At 65.4% G+C, this 16,942-nt stretch carries 17 protein-coding genes and 3 tRNA genes; 17 read left to right on the forward strand and 3 right to left on the reverse strand.

Translation table 11 applies throughout. The annotated features are described in order from the left end of the window. From VMX79_01350 to VMX79_01405, 12 genes are all read left to right on the forward strand, one after another. Positions 1 to 377 (forward strand): hypothetical protein (locus VMX79_01350; GenBank protein HUV85740.1); only part of this gene is annotated, 377 nt, incomplete at its 5' end. Between the two features lie 86 nt (positions 378 to 463). Next, a complete protein-coding gene (locus VMX79_01355) occupies positions 464 to 1,039 on the forward strand; it encodes a hypothetical protein (protein ID HUV85741.1) in 576 nt (191 codons plus the stop codon). 480 nt (positions 1,040 to 1,519) lie between these two features. Next, complete coding sequence (locus VMX79_01360; protein ID HUV85742.1) at positions 1,520 to 2,452, forward strand: 6-bladed beta-propeller; 933 nt, start codon at positions 1,520 to 1,522, stop codon at positions 2,450 to 2,452. Positions 2,453 to 2,806: 354 nt separating this feature from the next. Next, positions 2,807 to 3,394 (forward strand): hypothetical protein, encoded by a 588-nt coding sequence (locus tag VMX79_01365; GenBank protein HUV85743.1) that lies wholly within the window; start codon positions 2,807 to 2,809, stop codon positions 3,392 to 3,394. A gap of 447 nt (positions 3,395 to 3,841) precedes the next feature. Then, positions 3,842 to 4,798 carry a glycosidase gene (locus VMX79_01370; protein HUV85744.1) on the forward strand — a complete coding sequence of 319 codons (957 nt, stop codon included), beginning with the start codon at positions 3,842 to 3,844 and terminating at the stop codon, positions 4,796 to 4,798. A gap of 18 nt (positions 4,799 to 4,816) precedes the next feature. Continuing rightward, the gene (locus VMX79_01375; GenBank protein HUV85745.1) at positions 4,817 to 5,980 is read left to right on the forward strand and encodes a glycosyltransferase family 4 protein; all 1,164 of its coding nucleotides are present in this window, start codon (positions 4,817 to 4,819) and stop codon (positions 5,978 to 5,980) included. 440 nt (positions 5,981 to 6,420) lie between these two features. Then, positions 6,421 to 6,693 (forward strand): hypothetical protein, encoded by a 273-nt coding sequence (locus VMX79_01380; protein ID HUV85746.1) that lies wholly within the window; start codon positions 6,421 to 6,423, stop codon positions 6,691 to 6,693. A 33-nt stretch (positions 6,694 to 6,726) separates the two neighbouring features. Continuing rightward, entirely contained in the window at positions 6,727 to 7,407 is a 681-nt protein-coding gene (locus tag VMX79_01385; GenBank protein HUV85747.1) for a hypothetical protein, read from the forward strand. Positions 7,408 to 7,680: 273 nt separating this feature from the next. After that, positions 7,681 to 8,319, forward strand: a complete 639-nt coding sequence (locus VMX79_01390; GenBank protein HUV85748.1) for a hypothetical protein — start codon at positions 7,681 to 7,683, stop codon at positions 8,317 to 8,319. A gap of 212 nt (positions 8,320 to 8,531) precedes the next feature. Beyond that, complete coding sequence (locus tag VMX79_01395) at positions 8,532 to 9,077, forward strand: flavin reductase family protein (GenBank protein ID HUV85749.1); 546 nt, start codon at positions 8,532 to 8,534, stop codon at positions 9,075 to 9,077. Between the two features lie 46 nt (positions 9,078 to 9,123). Then, on the forward strand, positions 9,124 to 10,026 hold the full coding sequence (locus VMX79_01400) for a hypothetical protein (protein HUV85750.1): 903 nt from the start codon (positions 9,124 to 9,126) through the stop codon (positions 10,024 to 10,026). 11 nt (positions 10,027 to 10,037) lie between these two features. Beyond that, entirely contained in the window at positions 10,038 to 10,964 is a 927-nt protein-coding gene (locus VMX79_01405) for a 6-bladed beta-propeller (protein HUV85751.1), read from the forward strand. A 167-nt stretch (positions 10,965 to 11,131) separates the two neighbouring features. Here VMX79_01405 and VMX79_01410 read toward each other — a convergent pair whose 3' ends face one another. Then, entirely contained in the window at positions 11,132 to 12,367 is a 1,236-nt protein-coding gene (locus tag VMX79_01410) for an aspartyl protease family protein (GenBank protein HUV85752.1), read from the reverse strand. A gap of 498 nt (positions 12,368 to 12,865) precedes the next feature. Here VMX79_01410 and VMX79_01415 point away from each other — a divergent pair, with 498 nt between their 5' ends. Further along, a complete protein-coding gene (locus VMX79_01415; GenBank protein HUV85753.1) occupies positions 12,866 to 13,786 on the forward strand; it encodes a 6-bladed beta-propeller in 921 nt (306 codons plus the stop codon). Positions 13,787 to 13,900: 114 nt separating this feature from the next. On the opposite strand, the gene VMX79_01420 is transcribed toward VMX79_01415, so the two are convergent. Further along, the gene (locus VMX79_01420; GenBank protein HUV85754.1) at positions 13,901 to 14,581 is read right to left on the reverse strand and encodes an ATP-binding protein; all 681 of its coding nucleotides are present in this window, start codon (positions 14,579 to 14,581) and stop codon (positions 13,901 to 13,903) included. Between the two features lie 294 nt (positions 14,582 to 14,875). Continuing rightward, positions 14,876 to 15,958, reverse strand: coding sequence for a hypothetical protein (locus VMX79_01425; protein ID HUV85755.1), 1,083 nt, complete (start codon positions 15,956 to 15,958; stop codon positions 14,876 to 14,878). Positions 15,959 to 16,083: 125 nt separating this feature from the next. Here VMX79_01425 and VMX79_01430 point away from each other — a divergent pair. The 4 genes from VMX79_01430 (at position 16,084) to VMX79_01445 (ending at position 16,684) form a co-directional block, all read left to right on the forward strand. Then, positions 16,084 to 16,157 (forward strand) — tRNA-Arg (locus VMX79_01430). 58 nt (positions 16,158 to 16,215) lie between these two features. Further along, positions 16,216 to 16,292 (forward strand) — tRNA-His (locus VMX79_01435). A 9-nt stretch (positions 16,293 to 16,301) separates the two neighbouring features. Next, positions 16,302 to 16,375, forward strand: a tRNA-Arg gene (locus VMX79_01440). A 186-nt stretch (positions 16,376 to 16,561) separates the two neighbouring features. Further along, positions 16,562 to 16,684 carry a hypothetical protein gene (locus tag VMX79_01445; protein HUV85756.1) on the forward strand — a complete coding sequence of 41 codons (123 nt, stop codon included), beginning with the start codon at positions 16,562 to 16,564 and terminating at the stop codon, positions 16,682 to 16,684. Positions 16,685 to 16,942: the final 258 nt, after the last annotated feature.

Consider the following 16,942-nt stretch of genomic DNA (forward strand, 5'->3'; position numbering starts at 1 on the left):
TGCCGCCGCTCAGCGGTTACCGGGCCGCGTTCGCCTTCGCCCGGGAGGAACTGGGGACCGACGACCTATACTTCAACCGCATCGTCGGCCGGGGCTTTTGCGAATGGCAAGCCTTCGAGTTCGAGACGCCGACGGGCGAAAAGTTAATCGTAGAATACGACCCGTGCGGCGGCGAAGTATCGATATTGGATCCCGAGAAGGAAAAAGGCATCCGCCGCGAGGCCGCCGAATTCGAAGCGGGCATAATCGAGCGGTTCCCGGCGTCCGGGAGATTGGAAGAACGCTTGCGGGAGTGGGCCGAAATAGACGCCCAAATACCGGACGACGTCGCGGCCGACGAGTACGTGAGGATACCGGCCCGCGAAGCCGAGGAGTAAAAACCTACGAAATCCTCCGTCGTCATCGCGCCCCATTACCCATACAGGCCGGCCTACGCGAGGAGAGCGCGCGAAAGGAAGACGCTATGAAAAGGCTCCTGATAACCGCATTACTGTTGAACACCGCCGCCCAGGCCGCCGACTTTGGCCTCGCCGAATGGGGCGACACGCGCGACGAGGTCCTGGCCGCGGCGGGCGAACCTCTCGAGGAGCTCGAGCTCGGCGAGAACTACTTCATGGTCTACGTGGACGAGTTCGCGGGCCACCCGGCGCAGCTGTGGTATTGGCTCGAGCCCGACCGCGTCGCGCTGGCCGCGGGCGTCATCTCCGCCGCCGAGCCGGCGCTCGCGACGTTCCACGACTGGGAGGAGGCGCTGAGCGCGCAATACGGCGAGGCCACGGCCGACGACGAATTCGCCGTAAACGACGAGGCGGTCCGCGCCCGGGCGGCCTCGGGCGACCGCGCGGCGCAGGAGGAGGACGTCCGCAACGGCCTGTATCGCTTCCGCCGCGCCTGGGCGACGGAGCGGACGCTGGCGTCGCTGGTGGCGGGGGGCGCCGCGGGAGAGCTGACGGTGGACGCGGTGCTGTCGTCGGCGGAGCTGGGCGCGCCGCTGTTCGACATAGGGGGGGCCGCGCCGCCCGAGGAGGAGGCGCCGTAGGCCGGGGCCGACCCGGTGGCGTCGGTCGTTACCAACCGACGCGGCGTAATGTAGGGGCGACTGGCCGGTAAGGGCGCACGGGTGTACGCCCTGGTTACAACGGACTTAAGCCCCTTGTTACGTCGCTCATCGCTAAAGGGGCCCGCGCGGCCCCTTTTTTCCGTACCAAAATAAACATATGTCAACCTTACTAAATAAATAATGATTAGGATAGTTTTCCCTTGACTTAAATCCGGCTCGCTGTCATAATGTTTGCATAAGGGAGACGTGAACATTTAACCGGGCGATTTCCTAAAGGCGTTAGGGTCATGCTCGGGACGGAGAAAACGGGAGTACGTTGCGGACGCGGCCGGCGGTCCGGTCGCTCGTAAGGAAATACTGCCCGGGTTCGGCCTCGTGCCGGCCCGGCCTTTTTTATTCACAATCGGCTCAACGGCGCAATAAAAAATTACTGTCATAGATCGAAAAGTAGGTAAAACGATGAAGAGGGGTTTAGTTGTTTTGACGGCGGCGGCGCTGGCGGCCGCCGCGGCCTGGGCGGCGGCTCCCGTATACCAGTACGGGGGGATGTGGGGCAAATCCGGCTCCGGCCCCGGCGAGTTCTGGTACCCCTATTGCGTAGCGACCGCGCCCAACGGCAACGTCTACGTAACCGACGGGTGGCCGGTTAACGAAAGGGTCCAGTACTTCACGCCTACCGGCTCGTACCTCGGCCAGTGGGCTGTTCCCGGCGCGGGCGGCGTCGACGTCTCGCCGAGCGGCGTCGTCTACGTGACCAATAGGGGGGGCGTACAGTACTATACGCCGACGGGCTCGCTAATCGGTTCCTGGAGCGGCATCAACGCAGCCGACGTAGCCGTTGCGCCCAACGGCGACGTTTACGTGATCGAACGCTGGGCTTACTGCGTATCGTACTACACCTCCACCGGCTCGTTCCTCGGCAAGTGGGGCTCGCACGGTTCCGGCCCCGGCCAGTTTCGGGAGCCCGAAGGTATAGCCGTCGCGCCTAACGATACCGTCTACGTGACCGACGTTTGCTACACCCTCAACCGCGTCCAATACTTCACCTCGAGCGGCTCGTTCCTGGGGATGTGGGATAAATCGGGCGAGGGTCCCGGCGAATTCGACGAACCTTACGGCATCGACGTCTCGAGTTCGGGGGTCGTGTTCGTCGCCAATACGTACAACCACTGCGTCGATTACTTCACCTCCACCGGTTCCTTCCTCGGTCGGTTCGGTGGGGTCGGCGAAGGCCCGGGCCAATTCGCCATGGACTATGACGTAGCCGTTTCGCCTTCGGGCAACCGCGTATACGTCACCGACTATCTCAACGACCGCGTCCAATACTTCGACGATACGGCTGAGGCGGTCGTTCCTTCGTCGCTGGGCCGGGTGAAGGCGTTGTTCCGGTAGGGGCGCGGGGCAAGTCGCCCGATAATCGAAAGAGGCCCGCGCGGCCCCTTTTACCGCTGATGGGGAGCGCCGGCGCGGCGTAACGGCGTTAGGTAATCGGGTCGCTTTTTTCTTGACTAATTTGGTGGGTTATTTTATATTGTTTCGCGAGGGGGTAAATGTGGGGTGAATATCTGGCGGGGAAAAAGAATTCGGGTGCAACGGGCGTACGTCACGACGCGCGCGGCTCGCGTAGATAGCAACCAGGCAGGCCTTAGGGTTCGCCTGGCCCTTTTTATATGCGCGTAGCCTTCGGCCGTCGGGAAGGCGGCGACGGCCTTAACGCGAGATAACGCCGTACGGGGGTGAGCAACCGTGAAATTATGTTTTATAGTAGTAGCGGCGTTGGCGGCGGCCGGCCTTACGGACGCTACGGTCTACGTCGACGAAGGTTTTGAGCAAAGCGTCCCGCCGCCCCGGTGGACGTCGAGCAAGAGCGGCGCGGGAGCCGGCTGGGACCCGGAAGAAGCCGGCCCGTGGGGGAGGTTCGCCGTGGGGTGGGCGTCCAGCTCCAAGGACGCCGAGCGGTGGGCGAAGATGGAGACGTACTCCTTCATCGTGCCCGCCAAAGCCGAGCTGGCGTTTCGTTTCGACTACAAGTACGGCCACGGCGGCTTCGAGGCGGAGAACCGGGCGACTTTCTCGTTGTTCTACGCGACCCAGCCGGAGGAGGTCTTCGCTTCGTACGGGTTGGGGTTAACGTCCACCTGGCGCGTCTTCAGCGGCAAGGCGTCCGCAGCGCGCCGCGACCTGGTGAAGGCGCGCTTCGAGGTGTGGGTTCAGAACCGGCACCCGCAGCGCGTAGCCGTTTACGCCTGGGATTTGGACAACGTCGTCGTTAACACCCGTGAACCCGCCGTCTTCCCAACCTCGCTGGGCCGGGTGAGGGCGATTTTCAGGTAATTCCCGTGGCGTCCGTCGGCGGGTACGTGGTATCGGTTATGTAGGGGCGTACCGCTGTGCGCCCCTAACCGGCTAAGGACCAATACCGCCCGTTTCAACAGGCGGTGCTTAAACGGCGAAAGCCTCGGGCGCCGGCTTCAGCCGGGGGACGCTGCCCCGACTGAAGTCGCGGCCCGTAGCTACCGCGGGTGAGCCACCGGCCTATGAATAGGCCGGTATGGGCAGGGAGACAAGGGCCTTAAACCCCTTGTCTAGTCCCCTGTCTCGGGCCGACCTTCGGCTCGAGCCGTCCGTCGTTCCGGTAGTGGGGGCGCACAGCTGTGCGCCCCCACGGATACGTGCAGGAACAGGCCCGCGCCGCCCCGCGCCTTATCGGTTTGATTTTCCCGCCGATATAAGATATATTTAACGGGACCGGGGTTGACGCCACCCGGCCCGGAGGCCGCGATGAAGGACGCCGAAAAGAGCTGCGAGCTCACCGCCGACGTTCTCTTCAAACGCTACGAAAAGAACCCCGTACTGACCGCGGATAATTGGCCCTACCGGGCCCACGCCGTCTTCAACCCGGGCGCGGCGCTCGTCGGCGGCGAGACGCTGTTGCTGGTGCGGGTGGAGGACCTGCGCGGCTACTCCCACCTCGCCGCCGCCCGCAGCGCCGACGGCAAGACCAAATGGCGGGTGGACGCCGAGCCGACGCTGGTGGCGGACCCGGCGTACGACGAGCAGCACTTCGGCGTCGAGGACCCGCGCATCGTGTGGCTCGAGCCCCGGGAGGAGTACGCCGTCACGTATACGTCGTTCATCCGCAACGAGACGGTGATATCGCTCGCCACCACCGCCGACTTCAAGACCTTCACGCGCTACGGCCGCCTGCTACCGCCCGAGGACAAGGACGCGTCGCTTTTCCCGCGCAAGATAAACGGCCGCTTCGCCCTCATCCACCGCCCCATCATCCGGGGCGAGGCCCACATCTGGATATCGTTCTCGCCCGACCTCGCCTACTGGGGCGACCACCGCCTGCTACTGACGACGCGGCCCGCCTCCTGGGACACCCACCGCGTGGGCCTGGGGCCGCCGCCGCTCGAGACGCCCGAGGGATGGTTCGTCATCTACCACGGCGTGCGGCGGACGGCCTCCGGCAGCCTGTACCGCTGCGGCCTGGCGCTGCTCGACCTCGACGAACCGTGGCGCGTCGTACGGCGCACCGAGGACTGGGTCTTCGGCCCGCACGCCTACTACGAGATGATCGGCGACGTCCCCGGCGTGGTCTTTCCGTGCGGCACCGTGCTGGACGAGGAGACGCGCGATCTCCGCGTCTACTACGGCGCCGCAGACTCGGTAGTAGCGCTGGCCACCGCCGACTTCGACGACGTGCTGAGTTACCTTTTGACCTGTAAGGTTTAGACAAACGCCGGGGGGCTTATGTCTTCTTCGCCGGGGTTGTACATCGTTTCGACGTACGTGCCGCGCCGTTGCGGCCTGGCGACCTTCGCTTACAACATGGCGTCGGCGCTGGCGGCCGGGCGGGGCCAGAAGCTCGGCGCGGACGGCAGCGTAGCGGTGGTCGCCATGAGCGAGCGGCAACGCCGCCGGTCTTACGGGGCCGAGGTACGCGCCGTCGTGCGCGCTTCCCGGCCGGAGGACTACGTCGCCGCGGCCGAGCTGGTCAACGGCTCCGCCGCGGCCGTCGTGTCTCTGCAGCACGAGTACGGCATTTTCGGCGGCCGCACCGGCCGCTACGTACTCGACTTCCTGGAACGACTCCGCAAGCCGGTCGTCACGACGCTTCACACCGTCCTGGCCGAGCCCAAGCCCCGGCAGCGCGAGGTCCTGCAAGAGGTATGCCGGCGTTCGGCCGCGCTCGCGGTCCAGGCCCAAAAGGCGGCCGAGTTCCTGACGACCCTCTACGACGTGCCGGAGGACAAGGTCCGCGTCATCCACCACGGCACGCCCGACGTCCCGTTCGGCGGCTCGGCGCCGTTCAAGAAGGCGGTGGGCGCGGCGGGGCGGCAGGTCCTGTTGACCTTCGGCCTTATCACCCCGCGCAAGGGCCTCCAGTTCGCGTTGCGCGCCATGGCCGACGTCTTGCCGCAGTTCCCCACGTCGCTGTACATAATCCTGGGCGCCACCCACCCGGCGATACGCAAGCGCTACGGCGAAGCGTACCGCAACTCGCTGCAGCGCGCGGTCTACCGGCTGGGCCTGCACAACCACGTCCGCTTCGTCAACCGCTACGTCTCGTTGGACGAGCTGGTGACGTACCTGCGCGCCACGGACTTATACGTCACGCCCTACCTGAACGAGGACCAGATATCCTCCGGGACGCTAGCGTACGCCGTGGCCTGCGGTAAGGCGGTCGTCTCGACGCCGTACTGGTACGCCCGGGAGCTGCTGGACGACGACCGCGGCGTGCTGGTCCCCTTCCGCAACACGAAGGCGCTCGCCTTCTGGGTGAGCGAGCTGCTGGCCCACGACGACGCCCGGGCGTACGTCGCGCGGCGGGCGTACGACTACAGCCGCCGGATGACGTGGGCGCGCTCCGCGGCGGCGTACGAGGAGCTCTTCCACGACGTCGCCGGTAGGTAAAGGGCGGAGCCGGGCCGCGTGAAGGCGCTGTTTAAGTAGCGGCGGCCGACGGGTCGCCCCTACCCAGCGAAAAAGGAATACGCCCGTTTCAACGGGCGGTGCTTAAGCGGCGACAGCCTCGGGCACCGGCTTCAACCGGGTAGTTTTGCCCCGACTGAAGTCGCGGTTCGTAGCTATCGCCGGTGAGCCACCGGCCTATGAATAGGCCGGTATGGGCAGGGAGACATGAGGTTAAAAACCCTTGTCCTACCCCCTATCCCGCGATACCCATAGGGGCCGACCTTCAGCTCGCGCCGTTCGCCGTTACGACAGGAACGACCGGCCGGTAGGGCGTAAGGACTTGCGCACTTACGTCAGGTCGGCCTATTTAAAATTGGAATTAGTCCCGACATTCTGTTATAGTTTACTTTAAAGGGTAATAACCCGAGGAGGTAAGGGAAATGAATAAGCTCGCCATAACTATGGCCGCGGCGTTGGGCGCGCTGGCGGCCGTCTGCGTTTGGGGCACCCCGTCCAGGTACGTTTACGAGCGTATGTTCGGCAAGGAGGGTAGCGGGATTGGCTCATTTAGTTCACCCTCCGGCGTATGCCTGGCGCCGAACGGCACCGTTTACGTCGCCGATACCGATAACCATCGCATCCAGTACTTCCGGTGGTCCGCGCCAGCCGTCTCCCCCGCCTCGCTGGGCCGCGTGAAGGCATTGTTCCGGTAGGGGTGACCGTTCGCCCCAAAGGGGGTAAGAGATATGCGTACGAGAGCAGCGGCAATTATTTTGGCGTCGGCCTTCTCGTTGGCGGCCACGACGACGTGCGACGACGTCCCGCCCATTCGGCCCCCGCCCGTCAATTTCTGCAAACACTTGCCTACCGTCGAGGGCAACAAATGGGAATACAAAGTGACCGCGGACAGCATGTACGGCGCTCCCGAGGAGTACAAGTTGACCTTCGAGATAACGGCGCGCACGGATAGATACAAGGAATTCCCGCTCGCGTACGTCATAACGATTACGAGGGACGGCAGGCCGGCGGGAGGGGTCGACGTCGCCGCCTCGGGCAACGCGTGCTTCGTCAAGCGCGTGGGGTGGGCGTGTCTTATAGAGGACGGCATGCTGGTGGGCGAATGGTCGCAGACGGGCCTGATAGTCGACTTTCCCCTCGAGTACCGCCGCGACGTCAAAATCAAGGTGTCGGCGGAACCGCCCGAAGGCGGCAAGTTCACATGCAAGGAACTCTTCCTCGACAACGAGAACGCGCTCAAACCCGAGACGTGGCGCGAGCTCTACGCCGACGGCGTGGGCCTGGTGTGCTACGAGAACGACTTCAAGGAATACCGCGTCGACCCGTTCGAGCTCGTCGACTGGCGGATGGTGAGGTACGAGCTCACGAGTTACTACGTCCAGAAGGACAAGTGGAAGGAGCAATATTAGGCCGGGGCGCTCGGGCCGGAAAAACGCCGCCGGCCGCGTGAACGCGCTGTTCCGGTAGGGCCGGCCGGTCGCCGCTCACCGCGGATCGCGCGAACGGGTGTCGTAGGGGCGCAAGGCTTTGCGCCCCCACGGGGGCCCCACCTACAGAATCTCCCCCCTTGACGCCGCACCGGCGCCGCTTTATAATGGCCGCCGGCAACGTTTGTTTTTGTAGGGGCGCACGGCTGTGCGCCCCGGGGCCGGCCGGTTACCCTGTACGCGAGGAGTTTATCTATGGGCTGGTTGGAGGAAAAGATCGCCAAGTGGGCACGGCTCATCGACGAGCACGCCGGCCCCGGCATCAGCGACCGGGTCCTGGAGGGCCACGAGGGCCTGGCCGAGGCCTCTCCCGAGGAGCGCGCGGCCTGGTCGCGCCGGGCGACGGAGCGGCTGGCCGAGGCCGTCGCCGACGTCGCGACGCGCGAGAAGATAATGGAACGCCGGGCCTGCGTCTTCGTCGAGGAGTTCGGCGAGGAGCCGCTGCTCGAGCTGCGGAAAATTTATCAAGAGACGGGCGGCGTGGACGCGGTATTCAAGGCCATGGCCCGCGACCGCGAAAAACACTCCCGCCCTTACCGCGAGGGCGACGTCGTCGTCGAGGTCAAGGCCCCTCGCGACGCCGAGGCCTTCGCCGCGGCCCGGACGCCGGACGAGAGGCGCGTCGCCTATTGCCACTGCCCGCTGGCCCGGGCCGGGGCGGCGGCGACGCCCGCGCCGGAGCCCTACTGCTGCTGCGGCGGCGGGTGGTACGGCGGCATCTGGGAGTTCATCGTCGAGAGGCCGGTGCGGGTGGAGGTCCTCCGTTCCGTCATGCGCGGCGACGACGACTGCGCGTTCGCAGTACACCTCCCGCCGGACGCCCGCGTGACGTAGCGGCGTACAGCTGTGCGCCCTTGCCCAAGCCGTCGCCCCGCCGCGTGAACGGGTGTTGTAGGGGCGCACGGCTGTGCGCCCGAGGGGGCGGGGTTAGGCCAAGGGGCTTAAGCCCCTTGTCGTAGGGGCCGCCCCTCGGCGGCCCCTTTTCGCGGTGGCGGCCGGCGGGCCGTTGTGTTATAAATCGGCTCGAGAGTTAAAGGAGAGAGACGATGAAAAAAGAATACGACGGCAACCTCCTCAGCCCGTTGCCGGTGGCGCTTATAGGCACGCTCGTCGACGGCCGGCCCAACTACTGCGTCGTCGGCTACATCTCGCCCTTCGACTTCGGCCGGCACGTCTTCTTCAGCCTCTACAAGAAGCGCTACACCAACCGCGGCGTCCACGAGAACAAGGCTTTCAGCGTGAACCTCCCCTCCCAGGACCTCCTGGCCCGGGTCAATATATGCGGCTCGAAGTCAGGCCGCGACGTCGACAAGTCGAAGCTCTTCGAGACGTTCTACGGCGAGCTCGCGGCCGCGCCCATGATACGGGAGTGCCCCCTCAACATGGCGTGCGAGTTGGCCGAGGTCCTCGATTACGACCCCAACGAGGGGATAATAGGCCGCGTCGTCAAGTCGTACGTCGACGAGGAGCTGGTGAAGGGGGACGCGGTCGACATGAAGGCCGCGCGTCTCATCGCCTGGACCATCGGCGGCGACTTCTCGTTCTACGCGCTGGGCGAGCGCCTCGCCGCCGAGGGGGAGAGGGAGGGCTAGTTGGTCCGCCGCGCGCGCGTCGGCGGCATTTGAGGAGGAAAATACGATGGCTTTTAAATACAGGTTAGCGGTCGTTCTCTTGGGCGCCGGCGCGACGCTCGCGGCCGCGTGGACGACGCCCGTCAACCTCGGCCCGACGGTGAATTCCACCTCGCTCGACGCCAGCGCCAGCCTCGGCGTTTACCAGAGCACCACGTACCTTTTCTTCGCCAGCGACCGGCCCGGCGGCTTGGGCTACACGGATATCTGGTACGCCACCGGGACGCCCCCCAACTTCGGCGCGCCGGTTCACATGGGCGCGGCCGTAAACTCCCGCGACCGCGACGGCGGCCCGGGCATTTGCTGGACGGGCGGCCCGACGCCCAATACCCTTTATTTCTACAGCACGCGGCCGGGCGGCGCCGGCTCTTCCGACATTTACCAAACGGTCTATTCGGGAAGCAGCTGGTCCGCGCCGGCGGGCGTCGGCGCCAACGTCAATACCGGTTTCGCGGAATATTACGCGTCCATAGCGTCCTGGCAGGGCGAGACGCGCTTGTATTTCGTGCGCGAGAACGCGATATATTATTCGGTTTATACGGTTAGCTCGTGGGGCGCGCCGGTCCGCGTAAACCTCGGCGCCGGCGACGCGTACCATCCGTGCCTCCGCGGCGAAGGGGAGGGCGCAAAGCTCTATTTCTCCTCCACCCGCGCCGGCGGCTACGGCGATTACGACATATGGGTATCGACCTACGCCGGCGGCAATTGGGGCGCGCCCGCGAACCTGGGGCCGGTCGTGAACACGGCGTACGCGGATAATTGCCCGTGGTTCGCGCCCGACGGCCGAACGATGTACTTCAGCTCCACCCGCCCGGGCGGCCAGGGCTACTACGACATCTGGTATACGGTCCTGGACAACCCCGCCGTATCGCCCGCGTCCCTGGGCCGCGTGAAGGCTTTGTTTAAATAGGAGGCTATAAGATGAAAAGGGTTTTAGTTCTCGCGGCCGCCGTGGCGCTCGCGGCGTTGTCGCTTTCGTGGCTAGGTTGCGACGATTCGACGACCGAGCCGAAAGTCCCCGAGCGCCCGGCGTACGCCGGCCAGTGGGGCGAGGAGGGTATAGGTGACGGCCAATTCAAGTGGCCGCGCGACGTGGCGGCAGCGCCGAACGGCAACGTTTACGTCGTAGACGCCGGCAATTACCGGATCCAGTATTTCACGGCGACCGGTTCGTTCTTGGGGAAGTGGGGCTCGTACGGCAAGGGGAACGGCGAGTTTGACAAGGCCGTCGGCGTGGACGTCGCCTCTAACGGCGACGTGTACGTCGTCGACAGGTTCAATGCCTGCGTTCAATACTTCACCCCGGCCGGGTCTTTCCTGGGGAGGTGGGGTTCTCATGGAAGTGGCGAGGACGAGTTCGTCGAACCGTGGGGCGTTGCCGTCGGCTCGAGCGGAAAGGTATACGTTACCGATCCGATGATACACCGCGTGCAGTACTTTACGGCGACCGGTTCCTATCTCGGCCAGTGGTCCACGGGCGATGCCCTGTCTATTGCGGCGGCTTCCAACGGCAACGTGTACGTCGCCGAGGCCGGCGGGGGTAGCGTCCAGTACTTCACGCCGACGGGTTCTTTCCTCGGTAGGTGGGCCCTAATCCCGAAGACGGGCGAGAACTATATGGAACCCGAGGGCATCGTCGAGGGCCCGGGCGGTTACATTTACGTCAGCGACAGGATGGACGGACGGATACAGCTTTTTACAAAGGCCGGTTCCTTCGTCCGAAAACTTGGAACGCGGGGGACGGGCAACGGCGAATTCCTTTGCCCCAGCGGCCTCGGTTGCTCGGCGAACGGCACGCGATTGTACGTGGCCGACGTCCGGAATCACCGCATCCAATACTTCCAGTAACGCTGCGCGGCGGTTTTGTAGGGGCATACGGCTGTACGCCTCGACAAGGGGTTTAAGCCCCTTGTTAACGCCCCTTGTCCGTGGCGCTTGTCGTAGGGGCCGACCTTCAGGTCGGCCCGGTTGTGGTTTCGTAGGGGCGACCCGCGAGTCGCCCCTAATATTCCCTTCTACAACAACTCCGCCAGCTCGAGCGTTATCTCCTCCGCCGGGCCGTCCCCCCGCTCCACGGTGAGCTTGAGCGCCGTACCCGCGGGCTGGCAGCGCAGCCGCGCCCACGCCGGCAGCGGGACCTCGGCCGCGGCCTTCCCGTCTATCGCGGTAACCCTGTCGCCCGGCGCCAGGAGCGACGCCGCCGGTACCGCCGCCGCCACCTCCTCCACGACGTAGTGGTCGCCCGCGTATTGGAGCAGGAGGCCGGTGCGGTCGTAGTCGAAGGGCGCGTCGAACCTCGCGCTCGGCGCCAGGCCCAGCCGGTCGCCCGGGTAGTCCACGTAGAACGTGAACCGCGACAGCACCTCCCACCCCACGTTGCCGACCAGGTCGGCGCCGCAGAGCGGGACCGCTTCCACTTCGGCCGGCAGGACGACGACGGGCCCGGCGACCTTGTAGGGCCCAATCGTCAAGTCGTCCATGCGGACCGAGTAGGCCCTGGTGACCTTGGGGCCGCCGGCGCCCTTCATCAAGGCCGGTAGTTTCGGCGACGTTTTGGTTATCAAATCGTGCTCGGCGACGTAGCCGCCTTCCAGGATGATGGGGCCGGGGTTGCCCAGGTCCACGACGAACCGGCCGCGGTGGCCGCCGACCGCCATCTCGACGATGGGGTGGCCGGTGCTCGTCTCGGCCGGGATGAACGCGACGCCCGCCGGCTCGGCGAACGACGCCGGCTCGTAGAACGTGACGAGGGAGTTCTCGTAGTCGACCTTCACGACGAAGTGGCGCAGGAAGTCGTAGCCCAGGACGCCGGCGACGTCCGCGCCTATCAGCTCGCGCAGCGGCGCCAGCTCGCCCAAAGCGACGGTGGGGCCGAGGAGGCGCGCGCCGCCCAACGCCAGGCTGTCCAACTTCACCAGCGCGAACTCTTCCTCGCCGCCCGCGCCTCGGACCGTTACGGCGCCGCGCTCCGCCTCCGGCGCGACCACCGCCGCGGCCGCGTCGACGAGCGTGCCGCCAGCGCCGGTGTCGAGGATGAAGGGTCGGGCCTCGCCGCCGTTTACGGCGACGTCCACCAGGAGGAGGTTGAAGAACGTGCGGAACGGGACCTCGGCCGCGTCGCCCTCCAGCACGGCCTCGGCGGGTTCTATCTCGGCCGGCGTCGCCTCGCACGCGGCCTCATCCGCGGCGGGAACCGGCGAGGCGGTGGCCACGAGTACGATTACCGGCGCGGCCAGGCGTAGCGTCTTCATACGTGCTCCTTTCGGGTTACAGGCGTCTTTACGTTATACCTATAATACAGCCGCGAAGGGTGAATTGTTGCAGCGCCGCGCTAGCAGCTCTCGGCGCCGGACCGGCGCGCGCACGCGTAACACGCGTCGCGGTTGGGGGCGCTCGAGCCGGGCCCGCCTCGCTGGGCCGGGTGAAGGCGCTGTTCCGGTAGGGGCGTACAGCTGTACGCCCCGACAAGGGGCTTAAGCCCCTTGCTAACACCCCTTGTCCGTGGCGCTTGTCGTAGGGGCCAACCTTCAGGTCGGCCCTGTTTTTATTAGCAAATAAACGCTTTACGATATTAACGCGGCCCCTATGCGGCGTTTATATTAACAAATATATAATTAACGTATTTAACTCCCCATTACGCCTTCGACGCGACCGCCGCCGTTACGCCGATTTGCATTCGCCTCCTTAATCCGCTATAGTTTACGAGTACATCGGCGGCCCGGAGTGGCCGCGAAAAATCGGAGGCCTAGGTGAAAAACTGCATATTTATCGCAGTACCGTTATTATCCGCGTTGGCGGTAGCGGCCGCGGAGGATTCCCGTTGCGAAAGCAGGTGGGGGGCCGTAGGCACGGGCGACGGCATGTTTCGCGACCCGTCGGGCATAACGGTTGCTCCGGGCGGGGACGTTTACGTCGTCGACCGCGGCAACCACCGCGTCCAACGCTTCGCCTCGAGCGGCGAGTTCCTGAGTTGCTGGGGCTCGGCGGGCGACGGCGACGGCAAGTTCATGAGCCCGCGGGCGGCGGCGGTCGGCCCGGGCGGCGATGTCTACGTCGCGGACGTCTTCAACCACCGCATCCAGCGTTTCACCTCGGGCGGCTCGTTCGTACGCGCCTGGGGCAAAGAGGGACCCCGCGAGGGCGAGCTGAAGTGCCCGCGCGGCGTCGCGGTAGCGGCCGACGGGACCGTCTACGTAGCCGATACCGACAACCACCGCGTCCAATACTTCTCGAGCAAAGGGAAGTTCCGCGGGAGCTGGGGGAAGTACGGCGACGGCAAGGGTGAGTTTTACGCGCCCTGGGCCGTCGCGGTAGCGCCCGACGGGACCGTCTACGTCGCCGATACCGACAACAACCGCATCCAACGTTTCAGCGCGGAGGGCAAGTTCCGCGGCAAGTGGGGCGAGGAGGGCTCCGAGGACGGCGAGTTCCTGCAGCCGACGGGCGTCGCCGTGGCCGCGGACGGGACCGTCTTCGTCGCCGACGCCAACAACGACCGCGTCCAGTACTTCACGGCCGGCGGCGAGTTCCTCGGCAAGTGGGGGACGTACGGCTTCGGCGACGGCCAGTTCAACAACCCGGCGGCGCTGGCGGTGGCCCCGGACGGGAAGGTCTACGTCGTGGAGTGCAACGGCGCCCGCATCCAGCGCTTCGTCGCCCGGGCGCGGTGAGCGTACGGCGCGACGAATAAAAAATAAAGGCGGCCTCGCGAGCCGCCTTCTTGCTATGCCAACCTTCCTCCCCTACGCCGACTTCGACGCAAAGGCCGGCCGCTCGCGGCCCCGTCATCGGGGCAACAGGTCCGCATAGACGAAGCCCTCCCGCGTTACGACCTCGCCCGGCGTCACCGCGATCGGCGCCGCGAACACGGGGCCGGCGTACGCGAAGGTGTGGAACTCGCCGTTCTCGCCGCACGGGTCGACGCCGTCCGGCAGCGCCGCGTCGAAAGCCGCGTCCCACTCCGCGCCCGCGAGCGAGGGCGCCAGGACTTTGTGGTCGACGCACGTCACGCGGGCGCGCAGGCCCGCGGCCCGCATCCGTCGCGCCAGCGCCGCCGTATCTTTTCCCCACAACGGGAACAGCGGCTCGACGCCCGAGCCGGCAAGCTGCCGCTCGCGGTACGCCCGGACGTCGGCCAGGGCGATGTCGCCGAACGCGACCGCGTCGACCCCGGCGGCCCGGGCGCGCCGCACGACGCCGGCCATGATCTCCTCGTATTGCTCGTCGCGGCAGGGGTGCGGGAGGGCGACGAGCCAGGGCTCAAGGCCGGCCGCGGCGGCCTGACGCGCGAGCAGCTCGCGGCGCACGCCGTGCATCGAGACGCGGCCGTACGCCTCGTTAACGGTCGTGAGCAGGCCCACGACTTCGACGCCGGCGTCCCGGCGCAAGAGGTGGAGGGCCCACGCGGCGTCCTTACCGCTCGACCACGCGAGGAGGACCTTGCAACGTACGGTTGCGCGCGCCATACCAGCCGGGGCGGCACGCCTCGGCTCGAGGTCGGCCGCCGGCCTTCATTATACCCCCTCCGCCGGCAAAGGTAAACGCCCGCGTGCAACCCTTACCTTCCCTCTCGCGGGGCGTGTTATAATGCCACGAGCTAGCCGTAACTCGAGCGAGGGACGGCTTTTTAAGCCGGTGTCTGTTATGCAAACCTTCCTCCCCTACGCCGACTTCGACTCCTCGACCTAAAAGCTACGCGTAAAAAACCCGGCCTCAAGGCCGGGCTTCTTACAGGTAAACTTATAGGGTCGAGCGGGAGCCTATTTCAAGTACGCGTAGTAGACGGAGCCTGCGCCCGGGTCGAAGTATGTGACGCGGGGTTTGTCGTCCGAGCCCAGCGCCAGGCCGCATCTACCGCCGCCGTCGTAACAGGCCGCGACGACGCTCGTGGCCCAATCGCCGCCCTTCTTATGGGCGTACGTGACGTTCTTCGCCGACTTATCGTAAAACGCGACGTGCGGTTGGCCGGAGGAGTCCAGCGCCAGCGCGGCGCCGGTATCGCCCGCTACGGCGAAGTTGAGCGTCGTCTTCTGCCACGTCCCGCCGTTGCGCGTGGCGTACTTAAGGCTGCCGTTGCCGACGTCGTTGTACAGGACGTGCGGGTTGCCGTCTCCGTCCAGGACGAGGGCCGGCCTCTTGCCGACGTTGCCGGCCTTGTCCACGGTCTCGAAGTCCCAATAACCCTTCTCGCTCCAGGCGTATTTCAGCGCGCCGTTGGTCCGGTCGTAGTAGGCGACGTGGGAATTGCCGTCGCCATCCATGCCGAGGCTCGAGTATAGGCCGAGGTCGGCCGAGGAGCCGTCGACCACCACCAAGCGCCACTTCTTGCCGTCGAAGCGGGCGTAGTTTAAGACGCCGCTCGTCTCGTCGTAGTAGGATATGTGGGGGTGGCCGGCGCCGTCCACTTTGACGGAGGGCCACCGGCCTACGTTCCCGTCGGCATCCACCACTATGAAGCCGCCGCCCATAACTTTGTATAAAAGGTCGTAATTCGGGCGGCCGGAGTAAAAGGCGACGTGGGGGTCGTTGCCGCGGTCGAGGGCGAGCGCGGCATCCCGGCCTTCGCCGAAGGCGCTCGAGCGAAAATCATTAATGGACGAGCTGCCGTTGTAAAAATGGGCGTAAACCAACGTTGACGGGCCGCTGTTGTCCACAAACGCCAGATGTGCGCCGCCGGCGCCGTCGACGGCTATGGAAATGGTTACGGCCGGCGCCGCGGCGTGCACGTTCACTTTTTCCCAACCGGGCACGGGCGTCGGGCCCGGGCCGTTTTCGTCGTCGCCGCAAGACAACGCGAACGCGAACAGCAAACAGGCCGCGGCGAGCGCGAACGTTTTCTTCAAGGCTTTACCTCCTGGGGTTGGTCGATTAAAGTTTATTAGAAGGTAATACATAAACGCGTCGCGGACAAGCGGAAAACGACGCCGTCGCCTTCCCCCCGGCGCGGGATATGTTATAATGTCCCTAGGCGCCCGTAGCTCAGCCGGATAGAGCAGCGGCCTTCTAAGCCGCCGGCCGCAGGTTCGAATCCTGCCGGGCGCGCATCTCGCGGGCTCGCTTTACTTCGTCGCGAAAATAAGTTATATTGTGATAGTCGACGGTGGGCGTAGCTCAGCCGGTTAGAGCGCCAGACTGTGGATCTGGAGGCCGGGGGTTCGAATCCCCTCGCCCACCCCATATATCGACGCGCCGGTAGCTCAGCTGGATAGAGCGACGGCCTCCGGAGCCGTAGGTCGCAGGTTCGAATCCTGTCCGGCGCGAATCGAGAAGCGGCACGCACGTTCCGAGGAGTCGCGGGAAGCAGCATATGAAACGCAATTCGAAAAGGACGGGCCGGCGGTCGTCGTACGCGACGGCGAGCCGGCCGCGGTTATTTCGGGCATAACGAGTACCGCGAGTCGCCCGGGCGCGTCGAAGACACCGGCGCCGGCGTTACGGAGGAAATAATGGCTAAAGGTAGAGACCGCGGAAGGGACCAAAAAGGCGGAAAGAAAAAGAAGAAAACGAAAAAGAAAGTGAAAGAGCATAAGGTCGAGCCGGGCCACGTGGGCTACGGTAAAAACAGGTAAGCAACCCGTCTGCGTCGCCGGCGTCGCGCCCCCCTCCCTCCCTACCCCCCCGCGGCCGCCGGGGCGGGAGACGGCGGTATCGGCGGGGGGGCGGGGAGACGCGGCGGCCTGCGTGAGCCGCGGCTTCCAGTGGCGTTTTGAACAAGATTGATTTTCCGGGTGCCTCGAGTCATTAAGGGCTTGTTCGCAAGCCCTTTTTATTTTAGATTAGGCGGCGAGCCAACTCGCATCCTTAATACTTAATGCGACCCGAGCTTC

The organism is bacterium, assembly GCA_035529855.1.
Taxonomy (GTDB): Bacteria; RBG-13-66-14; B26-G2; order WVWN01; family WVWN01; genus WVWN01.

Bases quoted from the DNA above. Each gene is read 5' to 3' on its own strand.
- VMX79_01355 (HUV85741.1), top strand. From the start codon at position 464: ATGAAAAGGCTCCTGATAACCGCATTACTGTTGAACACCGCCGCCCAG.
- VMX79_01360 (HUV85742.1), top strand. From the start codon at position 1,520: ATGAAGAGGGGTTTAGTTGTTTTGACGGCGGCGGCGCTGGCGGCCGCC.
- VMX79_01370 (HUV85744.1), top strand. From the start codon at position 3,842: ATGAAGGACGCCGAAAAGAGCTGCGAGCTCACCGCCGACGTTCTCTTC.
- VMX79_01375 (HUV85745.1), top strand. From the start codon at position 4,817: ATGTCTTCTTCGCCGGGGTTGTACATCGTTTCGACGTACGTGCCGCGC.
- VMX79_01380 (HUV85746.1), top strand. From the start codon at position 6,421: ATGAATAAGCTCGCCATAACTATGGCCGCGGCGTTGGGCGCGCTGGCG.
- VMX79_01385 (HUV85747.1), top strand. From the start codon at position 6,727: ATGCGTACGAGAGCAGCGGCAATTATTTTGGCGTCGGCCTTCTCGTTG.
- VMX79_01390 (HUV85748.1), top strand. From the start codon at position 7,681: ATGGGCTGGTTGGAGGAAAAGATCGCCAAGTGGGCACGGCTCATCGAC.
- VMX79_01395 (HUV85749.1), top strand. From the start codon at position 8,532: ATGAAAAAAGAATACGACGGCAACCTCCTCAGCCCGTTGCCGGTGGCG.
- VMX79_01400 (HUV85750.1), top strand. From the start codon at position 9,124: ATGGCTTTTAAATACAGGTTAGCGGTCGTTCTCTTGGGCGCCGGCGCG.
- VMX79_01405 (HUV85751.1), top strand. From the start codon at position 10,038: ATGAAAAGGGTTTTAGTTCTCGCGGCCGCCGTGGCGCTCGCGGCGTTG.
- VMX79_01410 (HUV85752.1), bottom strand. From the start codon at position 12,367: ATGAAGACGCTACGCCTGGCCGCGCCGGTAATCGTACTCGTGGCCACC.
- VMX79_01420 (HUV85754.1), bottom strand. From the start codon at position 14,581: ATGGCGCGCGCAACCGTACGTTGCAAGGTCCTCCTCGCGTGGTCGAGC.
- VMX79_01445 (HUV85756.1), top strand. From the start codon at position 16,562: ATGGCTAAAGGTAGAGACCGCGGAAGGGACCAAAAAGGCGGAAAGAAA.